We start from the raw sequence: 25,171 nt of genomic DNA on the forward strand, positions 1-25,171 counted from the left end.
TTATGCTACTGTGCTAATCTATTGAGCAGCGGTCCATCATCTGATACGAAAAAACTGCATGCCGTCCAGTTCATAATTATTCCGCCGATTAAATCCAATAATAGCACTTGCCAGTGCTAATGCTTTTGTTTTTATTAACTTACAATACAAAGGCTGCATAAAGTTCAAGCAAAAATAGGGATCTTACGATGAGCCACTAAAGGCTCAAGAGGGAAAGGCTTACTCACAGAGCAGCCGCACTCGTAAGTTGTCGTTTTTTTGTAAAGAGCTTAGGTCGTGTGCAATGTAACAGTGTCCTTTTTCAGAGCGGTATTTATGCAGCAGCCCATCTTATTGCTGGAATAAAAACTGTTTCACTTTATACAAAAGCGATATCATTGCAGTCAGATAAACCAAGAAAAACCAATCAACAGACTGTTACAATTATGTTTTAGATAGCAGCTGGGGGGTGGTTTTGATATCGGTGTTTACTGAGTATCAAAGAGTCCTGAACGGCAGTATGTGATGAGCAGATTTTTAAGTGACTCACTGCAAGCTGTTTTATTTTAGGATTAAAATATGAAAAGGTGTAAAAATATGTTATAATAGGGAGTATGGATTATCATGATTATATTTGGGATTTAGGCGGTACACTGCTGGATAATTATGAACTGTCCGCCCAGGCTTTTGCCGAGACTTTGATAATGTTTGGTAAAAAGGCGGATCATGATGAGATTTATGCAAAGTTAAAAGAATCCACTCAGGCAGCTCTTGCTTATTTTGTCCCTGAAGCAGAAAATTTTCTCACATTTTACCGTATAAATGAAGCAAAGCGGCTGGAAAACCCGGTTTGTTTTGCTGGTGCAAAAGAAGTGCTGCAGAAAGTTGTGGCATCCGGCGGCCGCAACTTTTTGATTTCGCATCGGGATCAGCAGGTTTTGGAAATTTTGGATAAGACGGGGCTTGCTCCTTATTTTACAGAAGTCATCACTTCTGCTAATGGCTTTGCTCGAAAACCGAATCCGCAAAGCCTGCTTTATTTAAAAAATAAGTATCAGATACGCAAGGGACTGGTTATTGGAGATCGTGATATTGACATAGAAGCCGGTCAAAAAGCAGGTTTTGCTACTTTGCTTTTTGACGGTAAAAAATCATTATTGGAGATAGTGACATAAATGACAGAAGAAAAAACGCATTTTGAAGATTTGAGTCAGGAATATGATGCCAGCCAGATTCAGGTCTTAGAAGGTTTAGAGGCAGTTCGGATGCGCCCCGGCATGTATATCGGTTCAACTTCAAAGGAAGGGCTTCATCATTTAGTATGGGAAATCGTTGATAACTCAATTGATGAAGCTTTGGCAGGTTTTGCAACCCATATTGAAGTTTTCATTGAAGCAGATAATTCCATTACTGTCGTTGATGATGGCCGCGGAATTCCTGTTGATATTCAGGAAAAGACCGGACGTCCGGCAGTTGAGACTGTTTTTACAGTTCTGCATGCTGGCGGTAAATTCGGCGGCGGCGGTTATAAGGTGTCCGGCGGCCTTCACGGTGTTGGCTCTTCTGTTGTCAATGCGCTGTCAGAGCAGCTCGATGTAAGTGTTCATAAAAATGGGCAAATTTATTTTCAGGAATACCACCGCGGCCTTGTTGCGGCGGATCTGGCCGTTATTGGAGAGACGGACCAGCACGGAACGACCGTGCATTTTACGCCGGATTCTGAGATTTTTACAGAGACAACAGAATTTGATTTTGACAAATTGGCTAAACGAATACAGGAGCTGGCCTTTCTTAACCGCGGTCTGAAAATTTCAATTACTGATAAAAGGGCTGGTTTGGAGCAAGAGCGGGAGTTCTACTATGAGGGCGGCATTTCAAGCTATGTTGAGTTCATTAATGAAAACAAAGAGACGGTCTTTGAGACCCCTATCTACACAGAAGGCGAGCTAGATGGAATAGCAGTTGAAGTGTCCATGCAGTATACCGCTTCGTATCATGAAACCATTATGAGTTTTGCCAACAATATTCATACGCATGAAGGCGGGACGCATGAACAAGGGTTTCGAACAGCGCTGACCCGCGTCATTAATGATTATGCTAAGAAGAATAAATTGCTTAAGGAAAATGAAGACAATCTGACTGGCGAGGATGTTCGTGAAGGCTTGACGGCTGTTATATCTGTTAAGCACCCCAATCCACAGTTTGAAGGCCAGACCAAGACCAAACTCGGTAATTCCGAAGTGGTCAAGATAACCAACAGACTTTTTAGCGAAGCTTTCAGCCGTTTCTTGCTGGAAAACCCTCAGACAGCTAAAAAGATTGTAGAAAAGGGGATTCTGGCTTCTAAGGCACGGATTGCTGCTAAGCGTGCCCGTGAAGTGACACGCAGAAAATCGGGCTTGGAAATTTCCAATCTTCCCGGGAAACTGGCTGACTGTTCATCAAATGATGCCAGTCAAAATGAATTGTTTATTGTCGAGGGAGACTCAGCCGGCGGTTCAGCTAAATCTGGGCGCAACCGAGAGTTTCAGGCTATTCTGCCTATCCGCGGTAAGATTTTGAATGTGGAGAAGGCCAGCATGGATAAAATTCTTGCCAATGAAGAGATTCGCAGTCTGTTTACTGCCATGGGGACAGGTTTTGGAGCAGATTTTGATGTGACAAAGGCCCGCTATCAAAAATTGGTTATTATGACAGACGCTGATGTGGACGGTGCGCATATTCGCACTTTGCTGCTGACACTTATTTACCGTTTCATGCGGCCGGTTTTAGAAGCTGGCTATGTCTACATTGCTCAGCCACCAATTTACGGTGTTAAAGTCGGCAGCGAGATTAAGGAATATATCCAGCCCGGAAGCGATCAGGAAGAAGAGCTGCAGCAAGCTTTGGAACGTCACAGCTCGGGCCGCTCAAAACCGACCGTTCAGCGATACAAAGGTCTGGGAGAAATGGACGATCACCAGCTCTGGGAAACGACAATGGATCCTAATAACCGTTTGATGGCGCGTGTGTCTGTTGATGATGCCGCAGAAGCGGATAGAATTTTTGATATGCTGATGGGGGACCGTGTGGATCCCCGCCGTGAGTTTATTGAAGAAAATGCGGTCTACAGTACGCTTGATATTTAATCAGAGATTTTTTGAAAAGCGCATAAAAGTATGGTATAATCCTAGCGTTACAATATATTTTTTCACGAAATAAAAAGACCATTTAAGGAGATTAAGATGTCTAGCGGAATTTTATTGCTGATTATTGCGGCAGTTCTCTTAGTGATTGTTGCCTATCTGATTGGCGTTATTATACGTAGGCGAAATGATTCGCTGATTGAGAAACTGGAAGAAAGAAGGCAGGAGCTGTTTGAGCTGCCTGTTAATGAAGAAATCGAGGCCGTTAAATCCATGCATCTGGTTGGTCAGAGTCAGGCTGCTTTTCGCGAGTGGAATCAGAAGTGGGTTGATCTTTCATTAAACACTTTTTCAGATATTGAGAATCATATTTTTGAAGCAGAAAATTTAAATGATCGTTTTAAGTTTATCCGAGGGAAGCAGGCAATTGATAAAATTGACAGTCAGCTGACCTTAGCCGAGGAAGATATCGCTTCAATCCGTGAGGCGCTCGGTGTGCTGAAGGAGCAGGAAGAAAAGAACAGTGCCCGTGTGACCCATGCTTTAGATTTATATGAAAGCCTGCAGAGTTCGATTAAGGAAAATGAAGATAATTTTGGGGCAACAATGCCTGAAATTGATAAGCAGCTCAAAAATATCGAAAGCGAATTTTCTCAGTTTGTTGATCTGAATTCGACCGGCGACCCTGTTGAAGCTTCAGAAGTCTTGGATAAGGCTGAGGAGCATACAATTGCACTGGGACAAATCTCAGAGCAGATACCAGCTGTGGTTGCTAAGCTCGAAGATGATTTTCCGGATCAGCTGGATGATTTGGAATCAGGCTACCGCCGCCTGTTGGAGGAGCGTTATTACTTTCCTGAAAAGGATATTGAGCTGCGTTTTCAGGAAATTCGGGAAGCTATCCATGATAACTCCAACCAGTTGATTTCCTTGGATATGGATCGTGCCCGTGAGGAAAATGACCATATCCAGACCAAAATTGATGATCTTTATGATATTTTCGAACGTGAAATTGCGGCCCATAAGCTTGTTGTAAAAAATAATAAGGTCATTCCCCGTTATATCAAGCATGCTAAAACTAATAACAGACAGCTGGAAAATGAGATTGTCCGCCTCTCGCACAAATATATATTAAGTGAAAGCAAAGATCTTAATGTTGATGGTTTGAGGGGGCAGATAGCAGAAGCTGAGGAGTCTGTCCTGCCGCTTATTCAGCAGTTTACCGACAATGAAGCACCTTTCTCTGAACTGCAGCAAAAGTATGAGAAGATATTAGCTACCTTAGCTGAGGTTGAAAACAGTCAGATGGAAGTTTACGGTGAAATTAAAGATATCGAAATGATTGAAGAGACAGCTCGCAAGCAGCTCGACAAACATATCAATAAACTGCATATGATTAAGCGCTTTATGGAAAAAAGAAATCTCCCGGGCATTCCGCAGGATTTTTTGTCCCAGTTTTTTACAACCAGTTCACAGCTGGAAGCTCTGATGGATGAGCTAAGTCGAGGCCGTATTAATATTGATGCTGTTTCCCGCCTGACGGAAGTATCGGCCGGAGCCTTATCCAATTTGGAAGAAACCACTTATCAGGTTGTGGAGGATGCGACCTTGACAGAGCAGCTCCTACAGTATGCTAACCGTTACCGCAGCTTTGAGCCAGGTGTCCAAGCCAGCTTTGATACTGCTTTGCAGTTGTTTGAAACCGATTATGATTACGCGGCTTCTTTTGATGAAATATCTTATGCTCTTGAGTTAGTTGAACCGGGAGTGACAGAGCGTTTTGTCTCTTCTTATGAGAAAACTCGGGAAACAATTCGTTTTTAATTTCAGCATCAAAAGTCTTTAATCAATCCGTTAGATATCCTAAAAAACGGGAGAGACAGCTTTGATTGTCTCTTCTGTTTTTGCCAGTTACTGGGCTGGACAGCTGTTTTCGGCTCAGTCTGTCTTATGCTGAGACAGGCTTTTATTTTTAGCTTGCTATTTTCAGAATTTTCTTGTAGAATAATAATTATAAAACTAAAGCGTTGAGAGAAAATGATCTGAGATGTCAAAACCAGAGAGTGTTCTGTAATGCTGAGAGGGGCACACAAACCTCAGGTCTCACATTCTTGAGTGCGTATGCGAAAGCTGTTTTTGCTGATAAGTAGTGTACGACGGCAGGTTCACGTTACGAATCAGAAGTCATGTACTTCATGAGAGCAGCTCAGGCGACTGACTGCTGAATTAAGGTGGAACCACGTATGTTACGTCCTTGCAAATGCTTTGCGAGGGCTTTTTTGTTATCAGATATAAGGCAATGCTATTTAGATAGATTAATAGGGCTTAAGAGCTGTGGAGCACGGTATGACAGCGCGAACTTGGAAATGAGAAAGTAAAGGAACCTTTAAACTGAGGTTTTGTCCCGCTTTCTAGGTGTTCTGGCAGGTGTGCGTCTGCGAAATCAAAGATTTCGGACTTACCGCCAGCCGTAGCCGTCTGAAGGCTTTGTCGCCCTATCGGCCGACCGCACCCTTCTAGTCGTCTTGGCAGGGGTGCGTCTGCGAAATCGAAGATTTCGGACTTACCGCCAGCCGTAAACGTCTGAAAGCTTTATCGTCCTAGCGGCCGACCGCAGCTTTCTAGTCGTCTTGGCAGGGGTGCGTCTGCGAAATCGAAGATTTCGGACTTACCGCCAGCCGTAGCCGTCTGAAGGCTTTGTCGCCCTATCGGCCGACCGCACCCTTCTAGTCGTCTTGGCAGAGGTGCGTCTACGAAATCAAAGATTTCGGACTTACCGCCATTTTTGCTTTGCTCTTTTAGCGGGCTTTGTATCTTGTTAATTGAACACGGCCTAAACGCTGTGTAAAAAAGATAGACTTCCCTTGAGTTCTTAGTGACTCAGCGGTCAGTCTCCTATTTTTACTTTGCGTTTAATAAGGCCTTTGTATCTTGTTGTGAGGAGGGATGATATGATTAAGGGGTTGCGGCATATTACTCCTTATACACCGGGCAGTCAGCCGGCGGGAACTGATATGATTAAACTGAATACCAATGAAAATGCTTATGCGCCCAGTCCGGAAGTGCAAAGGGCACTTCAGACTTTTGACAGCGGCAGTTTGCGCCGTTATTCCAGTTTAGATCAGGATGGTTTGCGTCAGGTTTTGGCAGATCATTTGGCTGTTGCAGCTGACCAAATCATTGTCGGCAATGGTTCAGACGATGTTTTGTCAATGGCTTTTTTAGCCTTCTTTAATACGCAGCAGCCTGTTCTTTTTCCCGATTTGACTTACGGCTTTTATAAGGTGTGGGCGGATTTATATCATATTAATTATCAAGAAATCCCTTTGGCAGATGATTTCAGTCTTAGAGAGCAGGACTATCTGGGTCTTAACGGTGGTATAGTTCTTGCTAATCCTAATGCACCGACTGGACTGAGTAAATCTTTGCAGGAAATTGAAAAAATTGTTCAGGCTAATCAGGATACAGTCGTTGTAATTGATGAAGCTTATGTTAATTTTGGCGGCGAATCTACTCTTCCTTTGCTGAATAAATATGATAATGTTTTTATTATACGTACTTTTTCAAAGGATGCTTCATTGGCGGGTCTGCGTGTCGGATACGGAGTCGGAAATCCCAAACTGATAGGAGTAATCAAGGCGGTTAAAAATGCTCTTAATCCTTATAATGTTGATAGTATTGCTGAATGTTTGGCAACTGCCGCAGTGAAATCGTGGGATTATTACAAACAAGCTAATCAAAAAATTGTTGCAACGAGAGAATGGTTTGCTGCTGAGTTAAAGCGCTTAGGCTTCAGAGTTTTGGAGTCAAAGACAAATTTTATATTGACAGAACCTTCCGGTGTGACAGCTGGCGATTTATGGACCTACTTACAGTCACGGCATATCTATGTCCGCTATTTTCCAAATGTGGAACGGCTTAAAAATTTCCTGCGGATTTCAATCGGAAGGCCAGCAGAAATGGAAAAAGTAGTTCAGGCCATTCAGGAGTTTCTTTAAATGAAAAAAACAAGTTTACCAATTGGGATGCATGATAAGCTGTTCAAACGGGCCAAGCTTATGTATAAAATTGAGCATGATATCAGCAGCTTGCTGATGGGAAAAGGGTTTAACCGTATTGAGACACCGACCCTAGAACATTTTGAAGTTTTTTCAGATGACCTTCAGGCCAATCACTACCATTTTTTTGATAAAACAGGCGAACTGCTGGCTCTCCGTCCGGATATTACCAGCCAAATCGGGCGGGTTATTGCCTCTACACAGGTCGAAACGCCGATTAAGTTTTCTTATTCAGGTAAAGTTTTTAATTACAATGAAGAGCTGAGAGGACTTACAAATGAGCATACACAGGCAGGTATTGAAATTGTCGGTTATCCTGCACAAGAAGCCTTAGCTGAGGCTGTTCTTTCTGCCAAGGAAGCGCTGGATACTGCTCAAGTTTCTTCCTACCAGTTTGAATTTTCCCATGCAGCGGTTCTGCAGACTGTGTTTGCTGACTTGAATCTTGAGGAAGAAATCAAGCAAGGTCTGCAGGATGCCATAAGAAATAAAAATATTACAGCTCTGAATACCTTTACTAAAAGGCATCCCAGTGACTTCAGCGCTTTGCTGACGCAGCTCCCTTTTTTGTTTGGCGAAGGGGGGACTGTTATCAGTCAGGCTCGTCAGCTGGTTGCTCATCCGGATATTTTAAGGGCTTTGGAAGATTTAGAAAAGCTGATGAACCGGCTGGCTGCGTTTTTCCCGACAATTCATATTGATTTGGCGCAGATTCCGACAATGCCTTATTATACAGGTATTATGTTTAAAGTTTTTGGGGATAATGTTCCGGATGCTTTTGTCTCAGGCGGGCGTTATGATAAGCTTTTTGAGCGGTTCGGTGCTAAAGAGCTGACTGCAGTCGGTTGGAGTGTCGATATTGATTCCATCTATCAAGCAGTGCATGACAGCAGCAAAAATGAAAGGGGCGACTGATGGAAGAGCAGATTACGATAGCTTTAACCAAGGGGCGTATTGAGAAAGATACCATAAAACTGCTGGAAAAGGCTGGGTTTGATATGTCTTTTATGGCTGATAAGGGCAGGAATTTAATTTTTGAAAGTCTAGACAGACAGTTTCGTTTTCTGCTTGTTAAGGCACCGGATGTGACGACTTATGTCCGTCATGGTGTCGCTGATGTCGGTGTTGTCGGGAAAGATGTTTTATTTGAACACCCGTCTGGTTATCTGGAAATGCTTGATCTCAATTTTGGGCTCTGTAAATTTTCGGTTGCTTCAACACAGGATTATCAGCCCCACGACCACAAACGCAAACGAATTGCTACCAAATATCCTGCTGTAGCCAGAAGACACTTTAACAAAAAAGGAGAAGATGTCGAAATCATCTCTATACAGGGCAGTGTTGAAATTGCTCCGCTTATAGGTCTGGCAGATGCTATTGTCGATATTGTGGAGACCGGTAATACATTAGCAGCAAACGGCCTTCAGGTTTACGAAGATATTTGCCGGATTTCTGCTCGGATGATTGTCAATGAAGCGGCTTTAAAAAATAAGGCACAGCTGCTGCCTTTTCTAAAAAAAATAGAAACGATTGTGGGTAAGGAGGAGGTCCCTTTTCAATGAAAAGACTGACTGGAACGAATGCAGAGATTGCTGAGCTGCTTTATCAGGAGCAGCTGGATCTAGCAAAGCAAAATGCAGATACTGAGGCTGCTGTCCGGCAAATTCTTGCTGCAGTGAAAGAGGGGGGCGATCAAGCCCTGCGCGATTACTCTACTGCCTTTGATAAAATAGCTGTACAGAGGCTTGAAGTAGAAGAAGAGCTGATTGATGCAGCTTTTGCTGAAATCGATCAAGATGTGCTGGGGGCTCTGGAGCGCGCTAAGGAAAATATTGTCACTTATCATCAGCAGCAAGCGGAAACCGGCTTTGAAGACCGGCCAGAGCAGGGAGTACTCCGCGGTCAGCTTGTCCGGCCGATTGAGCGTGTCGGTGTTTATGTCCCCGGAGGAACAGCAGCTTACCCTTCGTCAGTTCTGATGAATGTCCTTCCTGCTAAGATTGCTGGCGTAAAAGAGATTATCATGATTACACCGCCCCAGAAGCATTTTGCACCAGCTATTCTGGTTGCTGCCAGACTATCAGGAGTTGATAAGATTTATCAGGTTGGAGGGGCACAGGGGATAGCTGCCTTGGCTTACGGGACTGAAACGATTCCTCGTGTGGATAAAATCACAGGGCCGGGCAATATTTATGTTGCTACTGCTAAGAAACAGGTATATGGTCTTGTTGGTATCGATATGATTGCCGGCCCGTCAGAAATAGGGATTATTGCTGATTGTTCGGCCAACCCAAACTATTTGGCTGCTGATTTACTGTCTCAGGCAGAACACGATGTACGTGCGCGTGTTATTTTAGTAACAGTTTCTGAAAGCCTAGCTGATGCGGTTGAAGAGGAGATTGAGCGTCAGCTGCAAAACTTGCCGCGTCAGGACATTGCCCGTCAGGCGGTGGAGAATAATGGACGGATTATCATTGCTCAAGATACTGCCGGTATGTTTGACTTAATGAATCAAGTGGCTCCCGAGCATTTGGAAATTGCCATGGACGACGCTTATACTTATTTGGAACAAATCAACAATGCCGGTTCCGTTTTTCTGGGACATTATACCAGCGAGCCGATTGGGGATTATTATGCCGGTACCAACCATGTCTTGCCGACAACTGCTACCAGCCGCTTTTCCTCAGCACTGGGGGTACACGATTTCGTTAAACGTATTCAGTATACCCAGTATTCAAAAGAGGCGCTTAGGGCTGCCAAAAAAGATATCACCAAACTGGCCTATGCAGAAGGACTGCAGGCGCATGCAAAAGCAATTGAGGTGCGAAATGACAAAGGTTAAAGGGCTGCTGGTTATGGACGTTGATTCGACCCTTATTCAGGAAGAGGGTATTGATTTACTGGGTCAAGCGGCCGGACTAGGGGAAAAGATAGCCGCTATTACTGAGCGGGCTATGCAGGGAGAACTTGATTTTAAGCAGGCATTGGCTGAACGTGTGGCCTTGCTCAAAGGGCAGCCGGACAGTCTGTTAACAGAGATACTGCCCAGACTGCATTTTACCCCTGGTGCAGAAGCCTTGATAGCAGAACTGCATAAGCGGGATTATAAAGTCGGCTTGGTGTCCGGCGGTTTCCATGAAACGGTTGATTTATTAGCTCAGCGTGCAGGAGTCGATTATGTCATGGCTAACCGCTTAGAAATAAAGGATGGTTTTTTGACAGGCCGGCTGCTGGGAGAAATTGTAACTAAGGATATTAAGGCTGCTAAGCTTTGCAGCTGGGCTGCCGAAAATAAGTTAACACTCAGCCAAACAGTTGCCGTTGGTGATGGGGCCAATGATTTGCTGATGCTGAAAACCGCCGGCGTCGGTATTGCTTTTTGTGCTAAACCGATTGTACGAGAGCAGGCTTCCTACCGTATTGATGAGGCCGATTTATATAAAGTGATTGATATTTTAGATGAGGTAAATCGATGAGACAGACTGAGATTGAGCGCCAAACTGCTGAAACGAAAATTAAGCTGCGGCTGAACCTAGATGAACAAACCCCTGTTGATATTGATACGGGCGTGGGTTTCTTTGACCACATGCTGACCCTTTTTGCCCGCCATGGCCGCCTTTCTTTGACTGTAAAGGCAGAAGGCGATCTTTGGGTGGACAGCCATCATACTGTTGAAGATGTGGGTATTGTGCTCGGCCAAGCCCTTCGCGAGGTTCTTGGTGATAAGGCAGGAATCAACCGCTATGGGACCAGCTTTGTTCCAATGGATGAAACCTTGGGGATGGCCAGCCTTGATTTATCAGGCCGAAGCTATCTTGTTTTTGAGGCGGACTTTGCAAATCCTAAACTAGGGAATTTTGACACTGAACTGGTTGAAGAATTTTTTCAAGCCTTGGCCTTTAACTGTCAGATGAATCTACATTTGCAGATTTTACATGGGAAAAACAGCCATCATAAAGCTGAAAGTCTGTTTAAAGCGACGGGGCGCGCCCTGCGTGAGGCGGTCAGCTTTAATGCAGATATTCAAGGCGTTAATTCAACTAAGGGAATGCTTTAGCAAAAAGAAAGGGCATCCGGTGCTGCCGGCTAAAATGATGCTGCCAGTTAATCAAGCAGCTGTTTTTAGCCTATAGGTGCTTGGTAAGTGAAATGATTATTGTAATTGATTATGGTGCAGGGAACACCGCAAATGTTTTGCGGGCTTTGGAAAAGCTTCAGGTTAAAGCTGAGCTATCAAGTGATAAAGATAAAATTCTGTCTGCTGATGGGCTGATTTTGCCGGGAGTCGGTGCTTTTCCGGCTGCAATGGCAGAACTTGAACGGCGCGGCCTGATTCTTGCTATTAAAAAGGCGGCATCGAAAGGGATCCCTCTTTTAGGGATTTGTTTAGGAATGCAGCTTTTGACTGAGAAAAGTTTAGAGCATAGTGAGACAAAGGGTCTGGGTTTTATTCCCGGAGTCTGCCGTAAGATTCCGCCTGAGAAAGGTTTGCCTGTTCCGCATATGGGCTGGAATGACCTTATTCTTAAACAGGCAACGCCTCTGACTGCTGATTTGCCTAATCAATCCGTTTACTTTGTCCACAGCTACTTTACAGACGTACCAGCGGCCTATATTGATGTGACAGCAGATTATTCAATCGAGGTTCCGGCAATGATTCATAAGGATAATGTCTACGGGGTACAATTTCATCCAGAAAAATCCGGTACAGTCGGACTGAGGCTGCTTGAAAAGTTTGTCAGTCTGTGTAAAAAATAAGATCGGATAAAGAAAAGAGAGGAGATGCACTTCAAATGTCAGTCTGATCCTCCTCTGTTAGTTGTACAATAAATAGTGATTTTAAAGAAAGGGAAAGGTTCGCTGATTAGTCTTTTGATGCGGATCTGTGCTCAAAATCTGATGAAAAGGTTCATGGCAGCCCTCAGCAACCTCAGCTGTGTCTGAACAATGCTGCAGACTTTTTAAGCTGATTTTCTGTCTTCATCAGATAGGTTGAGCACTTGGTATTGTAAGCATGTATATTCTTCCGGCGATTGATATAAAAGAAGGACAGGCAGTCCGGCTTTTTAAAGGTGATTTTAAGCAAAAAACAGTTGTCAATCCGGATGTGCTGGGTCAGGCACGTATTTTTGCTGATGCTGGCATGTCTTTTATCCATGTAGTTGATTTGGACGGAGCCCTGGCCGGTCAGGCAACTAACCGTGATTTGATCGCTGCCTTAAAGGCTGCCACAAGTCTTGGCGTCGAAGTCGGCGGCGGCATTCGAACACTCCAGCAAATTAAAGATTATCTTAATGTCGGCATTGATCGTGTCATTATTGGATCAATGGCTGTTAAAAACCCTGAGTTTGTAAAAACTGCCCTCGATAAATTCGGTGCCGACAAGATTGTTGTCGGAATTGATGCTAAGCAAGGGCTGGTTGCAACAGAAGGCTGGCTGAAAACCAGTACAGTTGACTACCTCAGTTTGGCTAAGGAAATGGAAAAAGTGGGTGTCCGGCTTTTTGTCTACACAGATGTTGAGCGTGACGGCACATTGGCCGGTCCTAATTTTGATCATTACAGAAGCCTGATTTCAGAACTTTCAAAAGCTCAAGTAATAGCCTCAGGGGGAATTGCCGGACTGGACGATTTAATTCAACTGCAAGAAATAGGAGCAGCCGGTGCTATCGTTGGCAAAGCCTACTATAGCGGTAATATCAGCTTAGAAGAATTAAAAAGATTTGGAGGCTAGCTAATGCTAAAGAAACGGATTATTCCTTGTTTAGATGTTAAAAACGGGCGTGTGGTTAAGGGAATTAATTTTGTCAATCTGACTGATGTCGGTGATCCTGTTGATGCAGCGCGTGCTTACTATGAAGCAGGCTGTGATGAGCTAGTCTTTTTGGATATTACAGCTACCCATGAGGGGCGAAAAACCACTCTTGATATGGTCAGACGGGTAGCAGAACAGGTTTTTATTCCTTTTACGGTTGGCGGCGGCATTGCCTCAGCGACTGATATGAATCAGATGCTTAAAGCCGGTGCTGATAAAGTTGCTGTCAATTCTGCTGCTTTAGCTGACCCGTCTTTAATTAAAGAATGCTCTGAAAAATTCGGCAGGCAATGTGTTGTTTTAGCCGTCGATGCGAAAAAACAGTCTGACGGGACATGGCATGTTTATGTCGCGGGGGGACGTAAGGATACAGGGAAAGACTTGCTTGAGTGGGTTAAAGAAGCTGTGGGCTTAGGTGCTGGAGAGATTCTTTTGACCAGTATGGATAAAGATGGGACCAAATCTGGCTTTGACCTTGATATGCTTGAGGCTGTTGAAGAGGTCGTTGACGTACCGATTATTGCCTCAGGTGGCGCCGGTAATATTGCCCATATACTGGAAGTCTTTCAAGAAACGACAGCGACAGGCGCCTTAGCGGCCTCTATCTTTCATTATGGAGAGGTCACGATTGCAGAAACAAAAAAAGCTATGGCTGCCAAGGGAATTGAGGTACGGCTATGACAGATTTTAAGCTTGATTTTACCAAGCAGGATGGGCTTATTCCGGTGATTGTAACAGATTATCAAACGAATCAAGTCCTTATGCTGGCTTATATGAACGAAGAAAGTTACCATCTGACTCTTGAAACCAAAGAGATGCATTATTGGAGCCGTTCACGTCAAGAAATTTGGCATAAAGGAGAAAGCAGCGGGCATTACCAGTATGTTAAATCTATCAAAACAGACTGCGATCAAGACACATTGCTGATTGCCGTTAAACAGAAAGGTGCTGCCTGCCATACAGGCGCTTATTCCTGTTTTTTTAAAGACATTTATCCTAACTAACTATATTGATGAACTGAACTCGCCCTAAAATCCTAGTGAAAAAGATGGCTGTCAGTGTGATGCAAGACATCACTTGCCATCCCCTATTTTCATACGGATTTTTTAACGGGCTCTGTATCTTGTTGGAACTGAACACGGGCTAAACGCTGCGGGAAAAAGAGACGCAGTCGTAGGAAGCATAAGCTGACATACGAAAGTGGCTGCTCTGTGAGTATAGCCTAACCTCGAATCTTTCTGGATTCATCGGTCAGTCTCCTATTTTCCTTTTGCGTTCTTAGCGCCCTTTGTATCTTGTTGGAGGAGGGGTTATGCTTGAAACACTCTACAAAGAAGTTTTGAATCGTAAGGAAGAGCCTAAGGAAGGCTCCTATAGCAATTATCTTTTTGATAAGGGATTGGATAAGATTCTAAAAAAAGTTGGTGAAGAAGCTGCTGAGGTCATTATTGCTGCTAAAAATGCCGATAAGGATGAGATTGCTAATGAAACGGCGGATCTTCTTTATCATCTGGCTGTCATGCTGGCGGAAACTGGTGTGACCCCGCAGGATGTTGACAAAGTTCTGCAAGGGCGTCAAGGCAAGAAAAGCCGTGTGCATGACCGAAAAACTATTACTGACTATTAAATCTTATCTAATTTATCGCCTTAATTGTGTCCGCTCTTGCTAAGTCAAAATAAAAAACCGCTTCTTAGCGGTTTTTTATGTATCTCTTACAGCTATTAGTACAGAAAATTGTTTTTCTAAATTTCTCCTCTTTGTACTTTGCGGATAGTTTCCAGCTGTCTGGGCAGGATAGGGTGAGCGGCAATAAAGGAATCTAGGTCTTCTAAGGGCAACCAGATAAAGTTTACTGTTTCGTCAGTCTGCAGCACAATACTCTTTTTGTCCCAGGTGGTCTGTAAATAATAACGATCAATCAGTGAAGCAGCATCAGATAAGACCTTTCGCTCCAAAAATCGCGGTTTAGCAGACTGAATGCCTGTTTCTTCTGCCAGTTCACGGATAACAGCGTCTTCGGATGTCTCACCCTGAAGGACAGAGCCGCCGGCAGTTGCCTCAAAATAACCGGCATATTGCCCTTTGGAAAAACTTCTCTGCATAAAAAGAATATCGCCATCACTGTGCTGAACCAAAACTTCGGCTACTAAGTGGAACAGCCCTTTGGGAATCCCGTGTCCTCTGGTTAATGTTATCGATGTTTTTTGTCCGTTTTCCAGATAAGCATCCCATTTTTCCATGCGTCTGGCCTCCTTTTAGGTTATAATAAAATTATAACACAAGGAGGATTTTGCTATGCATGTTCTTATTGCTCCTGATTCATTTAAAGAGAGCCTGACAGCCCTTGAAGTTGCTAAAAATCTTCAAATTGGTTTCAGCCGTTCCATGCCGGAAGCTAGCTTTGATTTGCTGCCGATAGGCGATGGCGGAGAAGGCACCTTAACAGCTCTTTGCGATGGTCTGCAGCTTCAAAAACAGACCGTTCAGGTGACGGGAGCACTGGGCCGGAGAGTCTTAGCTCCTTATGCAGCAAATGATGATTTGGCTGTTTTTGAGATGGCAGCTATCTGCGGGATAGAACTCGTCCCTCCTGTTCAGCGTCAGCCCTTGACTTTAACGACCAAAGGTGTTGGCGACATGCTGCTCTACTTGGCTCAAACAGGTGTCAAAGAAATTATGGTAGGGGTCGGCGGCAGTGCAACTAATGACGGTGGTATCGGTATGGCCTTAGGCCTTGGCTTTAAGTTTTTAGATGCTCATGGTCAGGAGCTGCCAGCTACCGGTGCTCATTTGGGGCAGGTCAAAACTGTTGTTCCGCCTCCTAACTCACCGCTTAAAAACCTTAAACTCACTATTATGACAGATGTGATTAATCCTTTATGCGGCCAACAAGGGGCGACTTATGTTTTTGGTCCCCAAAAAGGGCTGCCGCTAGCAGACCTTGCTGAGATTGATCAGGCAATGCATACTTTTTACCAGCTGGTCGATCCTCACTTGATTGACTTAGCAGGCAGCGGAGCAGGAGGGGGCATGGCGGCTGGTTTAATCGCTTTTGCAGGCGGTCAGATGGCTTCAGGCATTAATACTGTTTTAGACCTTCTTGATTTTGACAATCGTGTTAAAAAGGCTGATTTGGTTATTGTTGGCGAAGGGCGGCTGGATCGGCAGAGTCTGGCAGGTAAGGCACCTATTGGACTAGCCAGACGGACACCGGCTGGGCTGCCAGTTTTGGCCATTTGTGGCAGTCTTTCCGATGATTTGCCAGACTTCCCTTTTGAAAATATTCAGGCCGCTTTTCCCATTATTTCGGCAGTGGGCTCTCTGGAAGAGATACTGGCAGCGGCGGATAAAAATTTGATACGAACTGCCCAGAATATCGGTAATCTTCTAAAATTACAGCAAAAAGTATGACAGCCAGTACTGCCGAAAAAGCCAAAAAAAGCCCGACACTATGGGTCAAAAGAAGAGAATTGAGGCAGTGCTAATTACTCTTGGGTGAGATGAGAAAGGATGGGAAAACCTTAGCCAGATTTTAGTCAGCCCAATTATTGATTTTAATAAGCTATTAAAAACCAGCTGATTGTTTTAACCAGCTGGTTTTTATGCTTTATATGAGGCCAGCTAAGGATCCGAACTAAAAGTCTGCTTTTCAGTTTTCTTTGCGGAATAGTCTTTGCCAAAAGGATTTTTTGCCTGTTTTTTCTGCTTGTGTTCTTTCTTTAAAAAATTGAGGATAAAGCTCTTTAATATCAGTATGAGAGGCATTTTCTGCCTTGTCAGTATGCATGATAAGGCCAAAGGGAGACTGGCTGCCTTCTTCATTGATGATAGTAGCAGTTAGTCCGGCAGCCTGAGCTTTTTTCATATAGGCCATCTGGACAGCTACAGTCAGTTTATCAGAAATTTTTACAGCCACAAGACCGTATCGATCAACCATATCTGACATAATGTTGTCAAAATGAGAGAGAATCGGCTGCTTACCGGCATCTTCAAGCAGGATACTGAGAACTACCCGCTCAGCAAAAGTTCCTAAATAGTTTCGTTGTTCATCTGGTTTAAGGCGCTGCTCACCCTGAGCACTCTGCAGAATTTTTTGTTCCAATTCATCCATAGCTTTCTCCTTATACAGGTTATCTAATAAAATTATACCGCAATTTGTCTGGCTTGGAAATTCCTTTTCTTTTCTAAATAAGTTGAAAAAAATTTTTAAAAGATGCTATAATAAAAAGATAAGAAAGAGAACACGGCCCAAGCTCTTTGCAAAAAAGGCAGCCCTCCCTCGAGTCTCCAGTGACTCCTCGGTCAGGCTCCTATTTTTGCTGTGAGCTTTAAACGCCCTTTGTGTCTTGATGTAACTGAACATGCCCTAAGAGCTGTGCAGTGAAATCATCCGGTGGATGATTTCAGCCCGAACCTAGAAATGGGAAAGTGAGGGGACAGGAAATCTGTATCGTTACCTAGTTACCACTAGCCGTAAACGACTGAAAGCTTTGTCGCCTTAACAGTCGACCGCACCTTTCTAGTCGTCTTGGCAGAGGTACGTCTGCGAAATCAGAGATTTCGGACTTACCGTCATTTTCATACGGATTTTTAAACGGGCTTTGTATCTTGGTGGAATTGAACACGCCCTAAGAGCTGTGCAAAAAAGATAGCCTGTCCTAGAGCCTTGAGGGCTCTTCGTCCAGTCTCCTATTTTTGCTTTGCTCTTTTAACGGGCTTTGTATCTTGATAATTGAGCACGCCCTAAAATCCTAGTGAAAAAGATGGTATAACCATGCTTTGTAATAGCAATTGATTAGAAAAGCCGTAGCCGTCTGAAAGCTTTGCCGTCCTAGCGGCCGACAGCAGCTTTCTAGTCGTCTTGGCAGAGGTGCGTCTGCGAAATCAGAGATTTCGGACTTACCGTCATTTTCATACGGATTTTTAAACGGGCTTTGTATCTTAATGGAGGTTTTTATGAATGAAAACGGAAAGCAGGTAAAGAGGTGGCAGATTGTCAGTTGGGTTTCCATTTCTTTAGCTGTCATCTTTTTTCTGCTGACTTTGGTTTTTTCAACTCTTTATCTGCATGAATGGAGTGCAAGAATTCAGGCGGAGAGGCGGCTTGAAGAAATGCGGGAAAGGCCATCATCTTCCAGTTCTTCCAGCAGTTCCAGCAGTAGCTCCAGTTATGATGATGATTATGATGATACTTACTACACCTATAGTTTCGGAGACGCTGTTGATTTTAAGGAAGGTTTGCGTATTGCGGTCACAAGTGCGGAAGAGGACAGTTCAGTTAAGATGAATAATGTTTTAGAGGGCGAAAAGAAAGTTGTGGTTTCCCTAACGGTTTCCAATGAAACGAAGCAGGATGTTACCTTTTATCCTGAAGATTTCATTGTCTTCAGCGAGAATAGCTATGCCTTCTTTAATTCGGCAACTTATGATAACGACATTCCGGATAAAATTGCCTCCGGAGAGACTAAGAAAGTAGAGCTCTATTTCACCTGTGATGAAGGTGAGCCGTTTTCTGTCAACTACGGAGATGTTATCTGGAGCGGTTCACAAACCGGCGGTTCTAATACCATTTAGCTGGTTGCTGCTGCTTTAGCTGCTGAAGCTGAGCAGCGAAATCTCTTCAGCCCTTAAAAACAGTCATTAGCTGTTCAAGAGACCTAAAGACCTCAAAAACACTGGCAATACAGTAGTTTTTGAGGTCTTTTGAGGTCTGAAAAAAGTTTAGAGAGTATAAAACTATTTTGGCCAGAGTATAGCTTAAATTATCTTGAAAACCCTACCAAAAAGCATTGAAAAGGCTTTCAAAAATTGCTATACTGATATAAAGCACCTTACTGGTAATTTATATAGTGAAAGGAGCCTTTATTATGGCCAAAAATTATGATGATTTAGCCCGGGATATCATTGCTCATGTTGGCGGTGAGGATAATGTTTTAAGTCTCGGTCATTGTATTACCCGCCTTCGTTTTTATCTGAAAGATGAGTCGAAAGCGGATACTGATTATCTGGCAGAGCGTGAGGGCATTGTGACCGTTGTACAGGCAGGCGGCCAATATCAGGTGGTCATCGGAAATCATGTCAATGAAGTCTATGAAGCTATCTTAGCAAACAGCCGCATCAAAGGAACAGCTGGTGGAGCAGAGGACGGAGAGTCTGAAGAGGAGCCCCAGCCTAAGGGAAATTTACTTGACCGTTTCATCGCCCTTATGTCGGGGCTATTCCAGCCAATTTTGGCCGTTCTGGCAGGTGCTGGTGTACTTAAAGGTTTAGCCGCACTTTTGGTTATCAGCGGTGTATCAAACACTTCAGGACTGTATATGGTTGTTCAAGCTGCCGGAGACGGGTTTTTCCAGTTTTTACCGATGGCTTTAGCGCTAACGGCAGCCCGTAAATTTAAATCAAGTGAATTTATTGCATTGGCAGTAGCCGGTGCCATGCTTTATCCATCTTTAGTGAATCCAACTGACGCTGAGCCCCTTATGGTTCTTTTTAAAGGGACACTGTTTGAATCGGAAATTTATATGACTTTCTTAGGTATTCCAATGATTCTGCAATCCTATTATTCAACGGTTGTCCCAGTTATCTTTGCTGTTTGGTTTGCCGGTAAAGTTGAAAAATTAGCAAAGAAGATTATTCCTGATGTCATTAAACTAGCACTTGTTCCAGCCTTTACTCTTCTTATCGCAGTACCGGTTTCCGTTATGCTGATTGGTCCAATTTCTTCTTGGGCGGCCAGTATTGTGGGTGGAGCGATTGGAAATATTATTGACTACAACACAACGATTGCTTATACTATTGTCGGCGGCCTTTGGCAGATTTTGGTAATGTTTGGCCTTCATTGGGGTTTGGTGCCGATTATGTATAATAACTATGCGACACAAGGATTTGATACCGTTCTAGTCGGTTCATTCGGTGCATCATTTGCCCAAATCGGAGTGCTGTTGGCTGTTATTTTGAAAACAAAAGAGTCAAAAGTAAAACAGATTGGCTGGCCCGCTTTTGTAACTGGTATTTTTGGTATTACAGAACCTTCTATTTATGGGGTGACCCTTCCAATGAAGACACCGTTTATTATCAGCTGTGTCGCCGCCGCTCTCTCTGGGACATTAGGCGGATTTTTGAAACTTGTTTCTTATACGTCAGGTGGCCTTGGAGTTTTCAAATACCCAACATTTCTTGATCCTGAAGGGATTAATACGATGAATGTCTGGAATGGCGTATTAGTCAGTGTTTTTGCCTTTGTTTTAGGTTTTGTTATGATGATGTTCGTCAAAGTCCCAAGGCTCTATGGCAAAAAGGCAGTTGAAAATGAAAAAAAAGCGACAAGCGATTCTGTCCCCGCTGCAGTTCAAAGTGATGATTTAACCAGCCCTCTTACCGGAGAGGTTAAAGCACTGGCCGATGTTCCGGATCCAGTGTTTTCAACAGGGGCTATGGGTCCTGGTGCCGCTGTTGAGCCAACAGTCGGTAAAGTCTTGGCGCCGGCAGATGCAACAGTCAGTCTTGTTTTTCCAACAAAACATGCCATCGGTCTTGTGACTGACAGCGGCGCCGAACTTCTTATTCACATTGGTATGGATACTGTCAATCTTGAAGGGAAGTATTTTACTGCCCATGTTGACAAGGATCAAAAGGTTAAACGAGGGGATAGTTTGATTGATTTTGACATCGAAGCGATAAAAAAAGCCGGCTATTCTGTGACAACACCGATTATTGTCACTAATGCTGCTGAATACCTTGAAATTCAGACAACAACCAGCAGTTCAGTCACTCCGGAAGATTTATTGCTGACTCTAACAAAATAAAGAGCAGCTGGAAAAGAGAAATCAAGGTTTAAAGAGTATCTCTTAAAAGTGAATGACAAAAAGTTCTCTGCTCTCTGCTTTTGCTGCCGGCTGACGGAGCGCTTTGTCTGATAAAGCAGTCAGAGCAGTTTTAATTGCAATGAAGATATGCTGAAAGCAAATAGAGACTTTGAGTTTTCGGTTTGCTTAAAACTAAAGATTGTGGTATTATTAACGTGTAAAAAAATAAACTCATAAGGAGAGTATTCTAATGTCAATTATTACTGATGTCTACGCTCGCGAAGTCTTGGACTCACGCGGAAATCCGACAGTTGAAGTGGAAGTGTACACTGAATCAGGTGCTTTTGGACGCGGCATGGTTCCTTCAGGAGCTTCTACTGGAGAACACGAAGCTGTAGAACTTCGTGACGGCGATAAATCCCGTTACCTTGGGAAAGGGACTCAAAAAGCAGTTGATAATGTCAACAATGTTATTGCTGAAGCCATCATCGGTTTTGATGTTCGCGATCAGCAAGCTATCGACCGTGCGATGATTGCTCTTGACGGAACTCCGACAAAAGGGAAGCTTGGTGCCAATGCTATTCTTGGTGTGTCCATTGCAGTAGCGCGTGCTGCAGCTGATTACCTTGAAGTACCGCTTTACAGCTATCTTGGCGGTTTCAATACAAAAGTTCTCCCAACTCCAATGATGAATATCATCAACGGCGGTTCTCACTCAGACGCTCCGATTGCTTTCCAAGAATTCATGATTGTTCCTGCTGGTGCGCCTACATTTAAAGAAGCTCTTCGCTGGGGTGCTGAAATTTTCCACAACCTTAAGTCTATCTTAGCAGAACGCGGTCTTGAAACTGCTGTCGGTGACGAAGGTGGTTTTGCTCCTAAGTTTGACGGTACAGAAGATGCTGTGGAAACAATTATTAAAGCGATTGAAACAGCTGGCTATAAACCAGGAGAGGAAGTCTTTATCGGCTTTGACGTTGCTTCATCAGAGTTTTATGCTGATGGCATCTACGACTACACTAAGTTTGAAGGCGAAGGCGGCGCAAAACGGACATCAGCAGAACAAATTGATTATCTGGAAGAATTGGTTAACAAATACCCAATCATTACAATCGAAGATGGTATGGATGAAAATGACTGGGATGGCTGGAAAGCTTTGACAGAACGTCTTGGTGACCGTGTACAGCTGGTAGGTGATGACTTCTTTGTTACAAATACAGACTACCTTGCACGCGGTATCAAAGAAGGTGCTGCTAATTCTATCCTTATCAAGGTTAACCAAATCGGTACCTTGACTGAAACATTTGAAGCTATCGAAATGGCTAAAGAAGCTGGTTATACTGCAGTTGTTTCTCACCGCTCTGGTGAAACTGAAGATTCAACAATTGCTGATATCTCAGTAGCTACTAATGCCGGCCAAATCAAAACTGGTTCACTGTCACGTACAGACCGTATTGCTAAATACAATCAGTTGCTTCGTATCGAAGATCAGCTTGGTGAAGTGGCTGAATACCGTGGCCTCAAATCATTCTATAATCTTAAAAAATAAGTTTTACGGCTCTTATAGAGTGCAGTGAAGCTGTAATAATGTGTTTTACATCAAAAGACTGAGAAAGAATATCTTCTTTTTCAGTCTTTTTTTATCTTGAAAAATCAGAAAGAGCACTGCTTTTTTGCTGTGTTTCTGTTTGACATGAAGATAAATAGGAATTGTAATGAAAAATTTTTGTGATTTATGGTACAATAATATACAAAAGTATATTATGGGGGTCTTATATGGATTTGCAGACCAATGTTACCGGCTTACAAGGAACCATTCATGTTCCAGGTGATAAATCAATCAGTCACAGGGCGATTATGTTTGGGAGTTTAGCCGAAGGGACGACTGCTGTTTCAAATATCTTGCGAGGCGAAGATGTCCTAGCCACAATGCAAGCCTTTCGCAGTCTTGGTGTCCCGATTGAAGATGACGGTCACCTTGTTAAGATTCACGGTGTCGGTTTTAATGGTCTGCAGGCCCCAAAAGAACCGCTGGACTTAGGGAATTCCGGGACTTCTATCCGCTTGCTGTCCGGTCTTTTAGCCGGTCAGGATTTTGCTGCAGAGATGTTTGGCGATGACAGTCTTGCCAAGCGGCCTATGGATCGAGTAACGATTCCTCTGCGGCAGATGGGAGTTGATATTTCCGGACGGACAAGCCGTGATTTGCCTCCTTTAAGATTAAAAGGCAACAAAGCCCTGAAGCCTATTCAGTATCAGCTGCCTGTTGCGTCTGCTCAGGTTAAGTCAGCTTTGATTTTTGCAGCCTTGCAGGCTGATGGTGAATCAGTTATTCTTGAGAAAGCACCGACCCGTAATCATACTGAAGAAATGCTGCAGCAGTTCGGCGGTCGTATTGCAGTTGATGGGAAGACGATTCGGCTTAGCGGCAATCAGAAGCTGACAGGCCAAAAGCTGACTGTTCCAGGTGATATTTCAAGTGCGGCCTTTTGGCTGGCTGCCGGTCTTTTGACTGCTGACAGTCAGATTGTACTGAAAAATGTTGGTATTAATAAAACGCGGACAGGTATTTTAGAGGTCATTGAAGCGATGAAGGGGCAGGTTCAGTTTTCGGACGTTGATTCTGCTGCCCAGTCAGCAACACTGACTGTTAGGACTTCGGAGCTGACAGCGACAGAAATTGGCGGTGATATTATTCCGCGCCTGATTGATGAACTGCCGATTATTGCCTTATTAGCTACACAAGCAAAAGGTCAGACAGTTATTCGTGATGCTCAGGAACTCAAGGTGAAAGAAACTGACCGTATCCAGGCTGTTGCTTCAGCCTTAAACGCTTTGGGTGCCTCTATCACCCCGACCGACGACGGAATGATTATCCAAGGAGGGACTCCTCTGCACGGCGGCAGGATTAATACGATGGGAGATCACCGTATCGGCATGATGGCCGCAATTGCTGCCTTGGCGGCGCAAGAAGGGACAGTTCAGATAGAGCGGGCAGAAGCGATTAATACGAGCTATCCGGCCTTTTTCGATGATTTGAAAGGATTGATTAATGGCTAAAGTTTTATTGGGATTCATGGGTGCTGGGAAAACAACAGTAGCGGGCTATCTGACGGATAATTTTCTGGATATGGATACGATTATCGAAGAAAAGGTCGGTATGTCTATTACAGATTTTTTTGCTGAGTATGGTGAAGCCGCTTTTCGTAAACTAGAATCCGAAACCCTTCAGGAACTGATGAAAATTGACGGCGACATCATTATTTCCACCGGCGGAGGGGTTGTCATCAGTGAAAAGAACCGCGAACTTCTGCGGCAGAACCGCAAATACAATGTACTCTTAGCAGCATCGTTTGAAGTACTGTATGAGCGCATCAAGAATGATAAAGTTTATCAAAGGCCGCTCTTTTTGAATAATTCAAAGGAAGATTTTCATGGTATTTTCGAGCGGCGGATGATGCTTTATGAAGGCTTGTCGGACTTAATTATAAATGTTGACAACCGTACACCGGAAGAAATTGCAAGGATTATTAAATGCATGTAGGTTATTTAGGTCCCAAAGGGTCTTTTACGCATAATATTGCGCTCAAGGCTTTCCCGGATGAAGAGCTCATCCCTTTGGGGACGATTACAGAAGTTATCAAGGCTTATGAAGAGGGTGACGTGTCTTATGCAATTGTACCTGTTGAAAATGCTATCGAAGGCCCGGTCCTTGAAACATCGGATTATCTTTTTCATCAGGCGCACATCGAAACAATCGCTGAGATTGTCCAGCCGATTAAGCAGCAGTTACTGGCTACCGCACAGGGTAAAAAAATCGAAAAGATTTTCTCTCACCCTCAGGCCATTGCTCAGGGAAAAAAATACGTGCTGGAAAATTATCCTGATGTCATTATTGAGGCTATGGCCAGCACGGCTTATGCTGCCCGTTATGTTGCGGAGCACCCGCAAGCCAATTATGCCGCCATTGCCCCGCAGGCGGCGGCAGATGAATACGGACTTGAAATTATTGCTCAGGATATTCATGAGATTGACAATAATTACACCCGTTTCTGGGTTCTTGGGCCTAAAGCCGTTCCAATTGATTTAAAAGAGACGGATAAAAAAATTTCTTTAGCCTTTACTCTGCCGGATAATTTACCGGGTGCACTCTATAAGGCTTTATCTGTTTTTGCCTGGCGGGGTATTGATTTAACAAAAATTGAAAGCCGTCCTTTAAAAACGGTTTTGGGGGAATATTTCTTTATCATTGATTTTGCTAATCATAATGAAGAATTAGTCGGCTTTGCTTTAGAAGAGTTGACAGCTATTGGGATTCACTATAAAATTTTAGGAAAATACACTGTTTATCAATTAGGGTAACTGTTACAATAGATCAGTTTGTATGG

The 25,171-nt window shown here is 43.7% G+C and carries 23 protein-coding genes; 21 read left to right on the forward strand and 2 right to left on the reverse strand.

Features of this window, described 5'->3' with window-relative positions; translation table 11 throughout:
• Positions 1-593 precede the first annotated feature (593 nt).
• The 14 genes from A0O21_RS03090 to hisE all read left to right on the forward strand — a co-directional run bounded on the left by A0O21_RS03090 (position 594) and on the right by hisE (position 14,604).
• Positions 594-1,154, forward strand: a complete 561-nt coding sequence (locus tag A0O21_RS03090; RefSeq protein WP_067061078.1) for an HAD-IA family hydrolase — start codon at positions 594-596, stop codon at positions 1,152-1,154.
• The gene (gyrB, locus tag A0O21_RS03095; RefSeq protein ID WP_067061081.1) at positions 1,155-3,107 is read left to right on the forward strand and encodes a DNA topoisomerase (ATP-hydrolyzing) subunit B; all 1,953 of its coding nucleotides are present in this window, start codon (positions 1,155-1,157) and stop codon (positions 3,105-3,107) included.
• Between the two features lie 96 nt (positions 3,108-3,203).
• On the forward strand, positions 3,204-4,928 hold the full coding sequence (gene ezrA, locus A0O21_RS03100; RefSeq protein ID WP_067061084.1) for a septation ring formation regulator EzrA: 1,725 nt from the start codon (positions 3,204-3,206) through the stop codon (positions 4,926-4,928).
• A 1,127-nt stretch (positions 4,929-6,055) separates the two neighbouring features.
• A complete protein-coding gene (gene hisC / locus A0O21_RS03105; protein ID WP_067061087.1) occupies positions 6,056-7,102 on the forward strand; it encodes a histidinol-phosphate transaminase in 1,047 nt (348 codons plus the stop codon).
• On the forward strand, positions 7,103-8,077 hold the full coding sequence (locus A0O21_RS03110) for an ATP phosphoribosyltransferase regulatory subunit (RefSeq protein WP_067061091.1): 975 nt from the start codon (positions 7,103-7,105) through the stop codon (positions 8,075-8,077).
• Positions 8,077-8,724 carry an ATP phosphoribosyltransferase gene (gene hisG, locus A0O21_RS03115; protein ID WP_067061094.1) on the forward strand — a complete coding sequence of 216 codons (648 nt, stop codon included), beginning with the start codon at positions 8,077-8,079 and terminating at the stop codon, positions 8,722-8,724. The genes A0O21_RS03110 and hisG overlap by 1 nt, the downstream gene beginning before the upstream one ends.
• Positions 8,721-10,004, forward strand: coding sequence for a histidinol dehydrogenase (gene hisD / locus A0O21_RS03120; RefSeq protein WP_067061097.1), 1,284 nt, complete (start codon positions 8,721-8,723; stop codon positions 10,002-10,004). Before hisG ends, hisD begins: the two co-directional genes overlap by 4 nt.
• On the forward strand, positions 9,991-10,638 hold the full coding sequence (gene serB, locus A0O21_RS03125) for a phosphoserine phosphatase SerB (protein WP_067061101.1): 648 nt from the start codon (positions 9,991-9,993) through the stop codon (positions 10,636-10,638). Before hisD ends, serB begins: the two co-directional genes overlap by 14 nt.
• Complete coding sequence (gene hisB, locus A0O21_RS03130; RefSeq protein ID WP_067061104.1) at positions 10,635-11,219, forward strand: imidazoleglycerol-phosphate dehydratase HisB; 585 nt, start codon at positions 10,635-10,637, stop codon at positions 11,217-11,219. Before serB ends, hisB begins: the two co-directional genes overlap by 4 nt.
• A 92-nt stretch (positions 11,220-11,311) precedes the next feature.
• Entirely contained in the window at positions 11,312-11,920 is a 609-nt protein-coding gene (hisH, locus tag A0O21_RS03135) for an imidazole glycerol phosphate synthase subunit HisH (RefSeq protein WP_067061107.1), read from the forward strand.
• A 256-nt stretch (positions 11,921-12,176) separates the two neighbouring features.
• Positions 12,177-12,896, forward strand: coding sequence for a 1-(5-phosphoribosyl)-5-[(5-phosphoribosylamino)methylideneamino]imidazole-4-carboxamide isomerase (gene hisA / locus A0O21_RS03140; RefSeq protein ID WP_067061111.1), 720 nt, complete (start codon positions 12,177-12,179; stop codon positions 12,894-12,896).
• Positions 12,897-12,899: 3 nt separating this feature from the next.
• On the forward strand, positions 12,900-13,658 hold the full coding sequence (hisF, locus tag A0O21_RS03145) for an imidazole glycerol phosphate synthase subunit HisF (RefSeq protein ID WP_067061114.1): 759 nt from the start codon (positions 12,900-12,902) through the stop codon (positions 13,656-13,658).
• Positions 13,655-13,981 (forward strand): phosphoribosyl-AMP cyclohydrolase, encoded by a 327-nt coding sequence (hisI, locus tag A0O21_RS03150; protein ID WP_067061119.1) that lies wholly within the window; start codon positions 13,655-13,657, stop codon positions 13,979-13,981. Before hisF ends, hisI begins: the two co-directional genes overlap by 4 nt.
• 308 nt (positions 13,982-14,289) lie before the next feature.
• On the forward strand, positions 14,290-14,604 hold the full coding sequence (gene hisE / locus A0O21_RS03155; protein WP_067061124.1) for a phosphoribosyl-ATP diphosphatase: 315 nt from the start codon (positions 14,290-14,292) through the stop codon (positions 14,602-14,604).
• 116 nt (positions 14,605-14,720) lie between these two features.
• On the opposite strand, the gene A0O21_RS03160 is transcribed toward hisE, so the two are convergent.
• Complete coding sequence (locus A0O21_RS03160) at positions 14,721-15,218, reverse strand: NUDIX hydrolase (protein WP_067061127.1); 498 nt, start codon at positions 15,216-15,218, stop codon at positions 14,721-14,723.
• A 55-nt stretch (positions 15,219-15,273) separates the two neighbouring features.
• Here A0O21_RS03160 and A0O21_RS03165 point away from each other — a divergent pair, with 55 nt between their 5' ends.
• Positions 15,274-16,389 (forward strand): glycerate kinase, encoded by a 1,116-nt coding sequence (locus A0O21_RS03165; protein ID WP_067061129.1) that lies wholly within the window; start codon positions 15,274-15,276, stop codon positions 16,387-16,389.
• A 238-nt stretch (positions 16,390-16,627) separates the two neighbouring features.
• Here the strand turns inward: A0O21_RS03165 and A0O21_RS03170 are convergent, their stop codons facing one another.
• Positions 16,628-17,089, reverse strand: a complete 462-nt coding sequence (locus A0O21_RS03170; protein ID WP_067061134.1) for a DUF1694 domain-containing protein — start codon at positions 17,087-17,089, stop codon at positions 16,628-16,630.
• Positions 17,090-17,934: 845 nt separating this feature from the next.
• Here A0O21_RS03170 and A0O21_RS03175 point away from each other — a divergent pair.
• The 6 genes from A0O21_RS03175 to pheA all read left to right on the forward strand — a co-directional run bounded on the left by A0O21_RS03175 (position 17,935) and on the right by pheA (position 25,145).
• Complete coding sequence (locus A0O21_RS03175; protein WP_067061138.1) at positions 17,935-18,552, forward strand: DUF4352 domain-containing protein; 618 nt, start codon at positions 17,935-17,937, stop codon at positions 18,550-18,552.
• 293 nt (positions 18,553-18,845) lie between these two features.
• Positions 18,846-20,783: a beta-glucoside-specific PTS transporter subunit IIABC gene (locus A0O21_RS03180; RefSeq protein ID WP_067061141.1), complete on the forward strand. Its 1,938-nt coding sequence runs from the start codon at positions 18,846-18,848 to the stop codon at positions 20,781-20,783.
• 250 nt (positions 20,784-21,033) lie between these two features.
• Positions 21,034-22,332: a surface-displayed alpha-enolase gene (gene eno, locus A0O21_RS03185; RefSeq protein WP_067061146.1), complete on the forward strand. Its 1,299-nt coding sequence runs from the start codon at positions 21,034-21,036 to the stop codon at positions 22,330-22,332.
• Between the two features lie 227 nt (positions 22,333-22,559).
• Positions 22,560-23,843 (forward strand): 3-phosphoshikimate 1-carboxyvinyltransferase, encoded by a 1,284-nt coding sequence (gene aroA, locus A0O21_RS03190; RefSeq protein ID WP_067061161.1) that lies wholly within the window; start codon positions 22,560-22,562, stop codon positions 23,841-23,843.
• Positions 23,836-24,327 (forward strand): shikimate kinase, encoded by a 492-nt coding sequence (locus A0O21_RS03195; RefSeq protein WP_067061163.1) that lies wholly within the window; start codon positions 23,836-23,838, stop codon positions 24,325-24,327. The genes aroA and A0O21_RS03195 overlap by 8 nt, the downstream gene beginning before the upstream one ends.
• Positions 24,318-25,145, forward strand: a complete 828-nt coding sequence (gene pheA / locus A0O21_RS03200; protein WP_067061166.1) for a prephenate dehydratase — start codon at positions 24,318-24,320, stop codon at positions 25,143-25,145. The genes A0O21_RS03195 and pheA overlap by 10 nt, the downstream gene beginning before the upstream one ends.
• The last annotated feature ends 26 nt before the right edge of the window (positions 25,146-25,171 follow it).

Origin of the sequence: Streptococcus pantholopis, assembly GCF_001642085.1 — a bacterium.
GTDB classification, from domain to species: Bacteria; Bacillota; Bacilli; order Lactobacillales; family Streptococcaceae; genus Streptococcus; species Streptococcus pantholopis.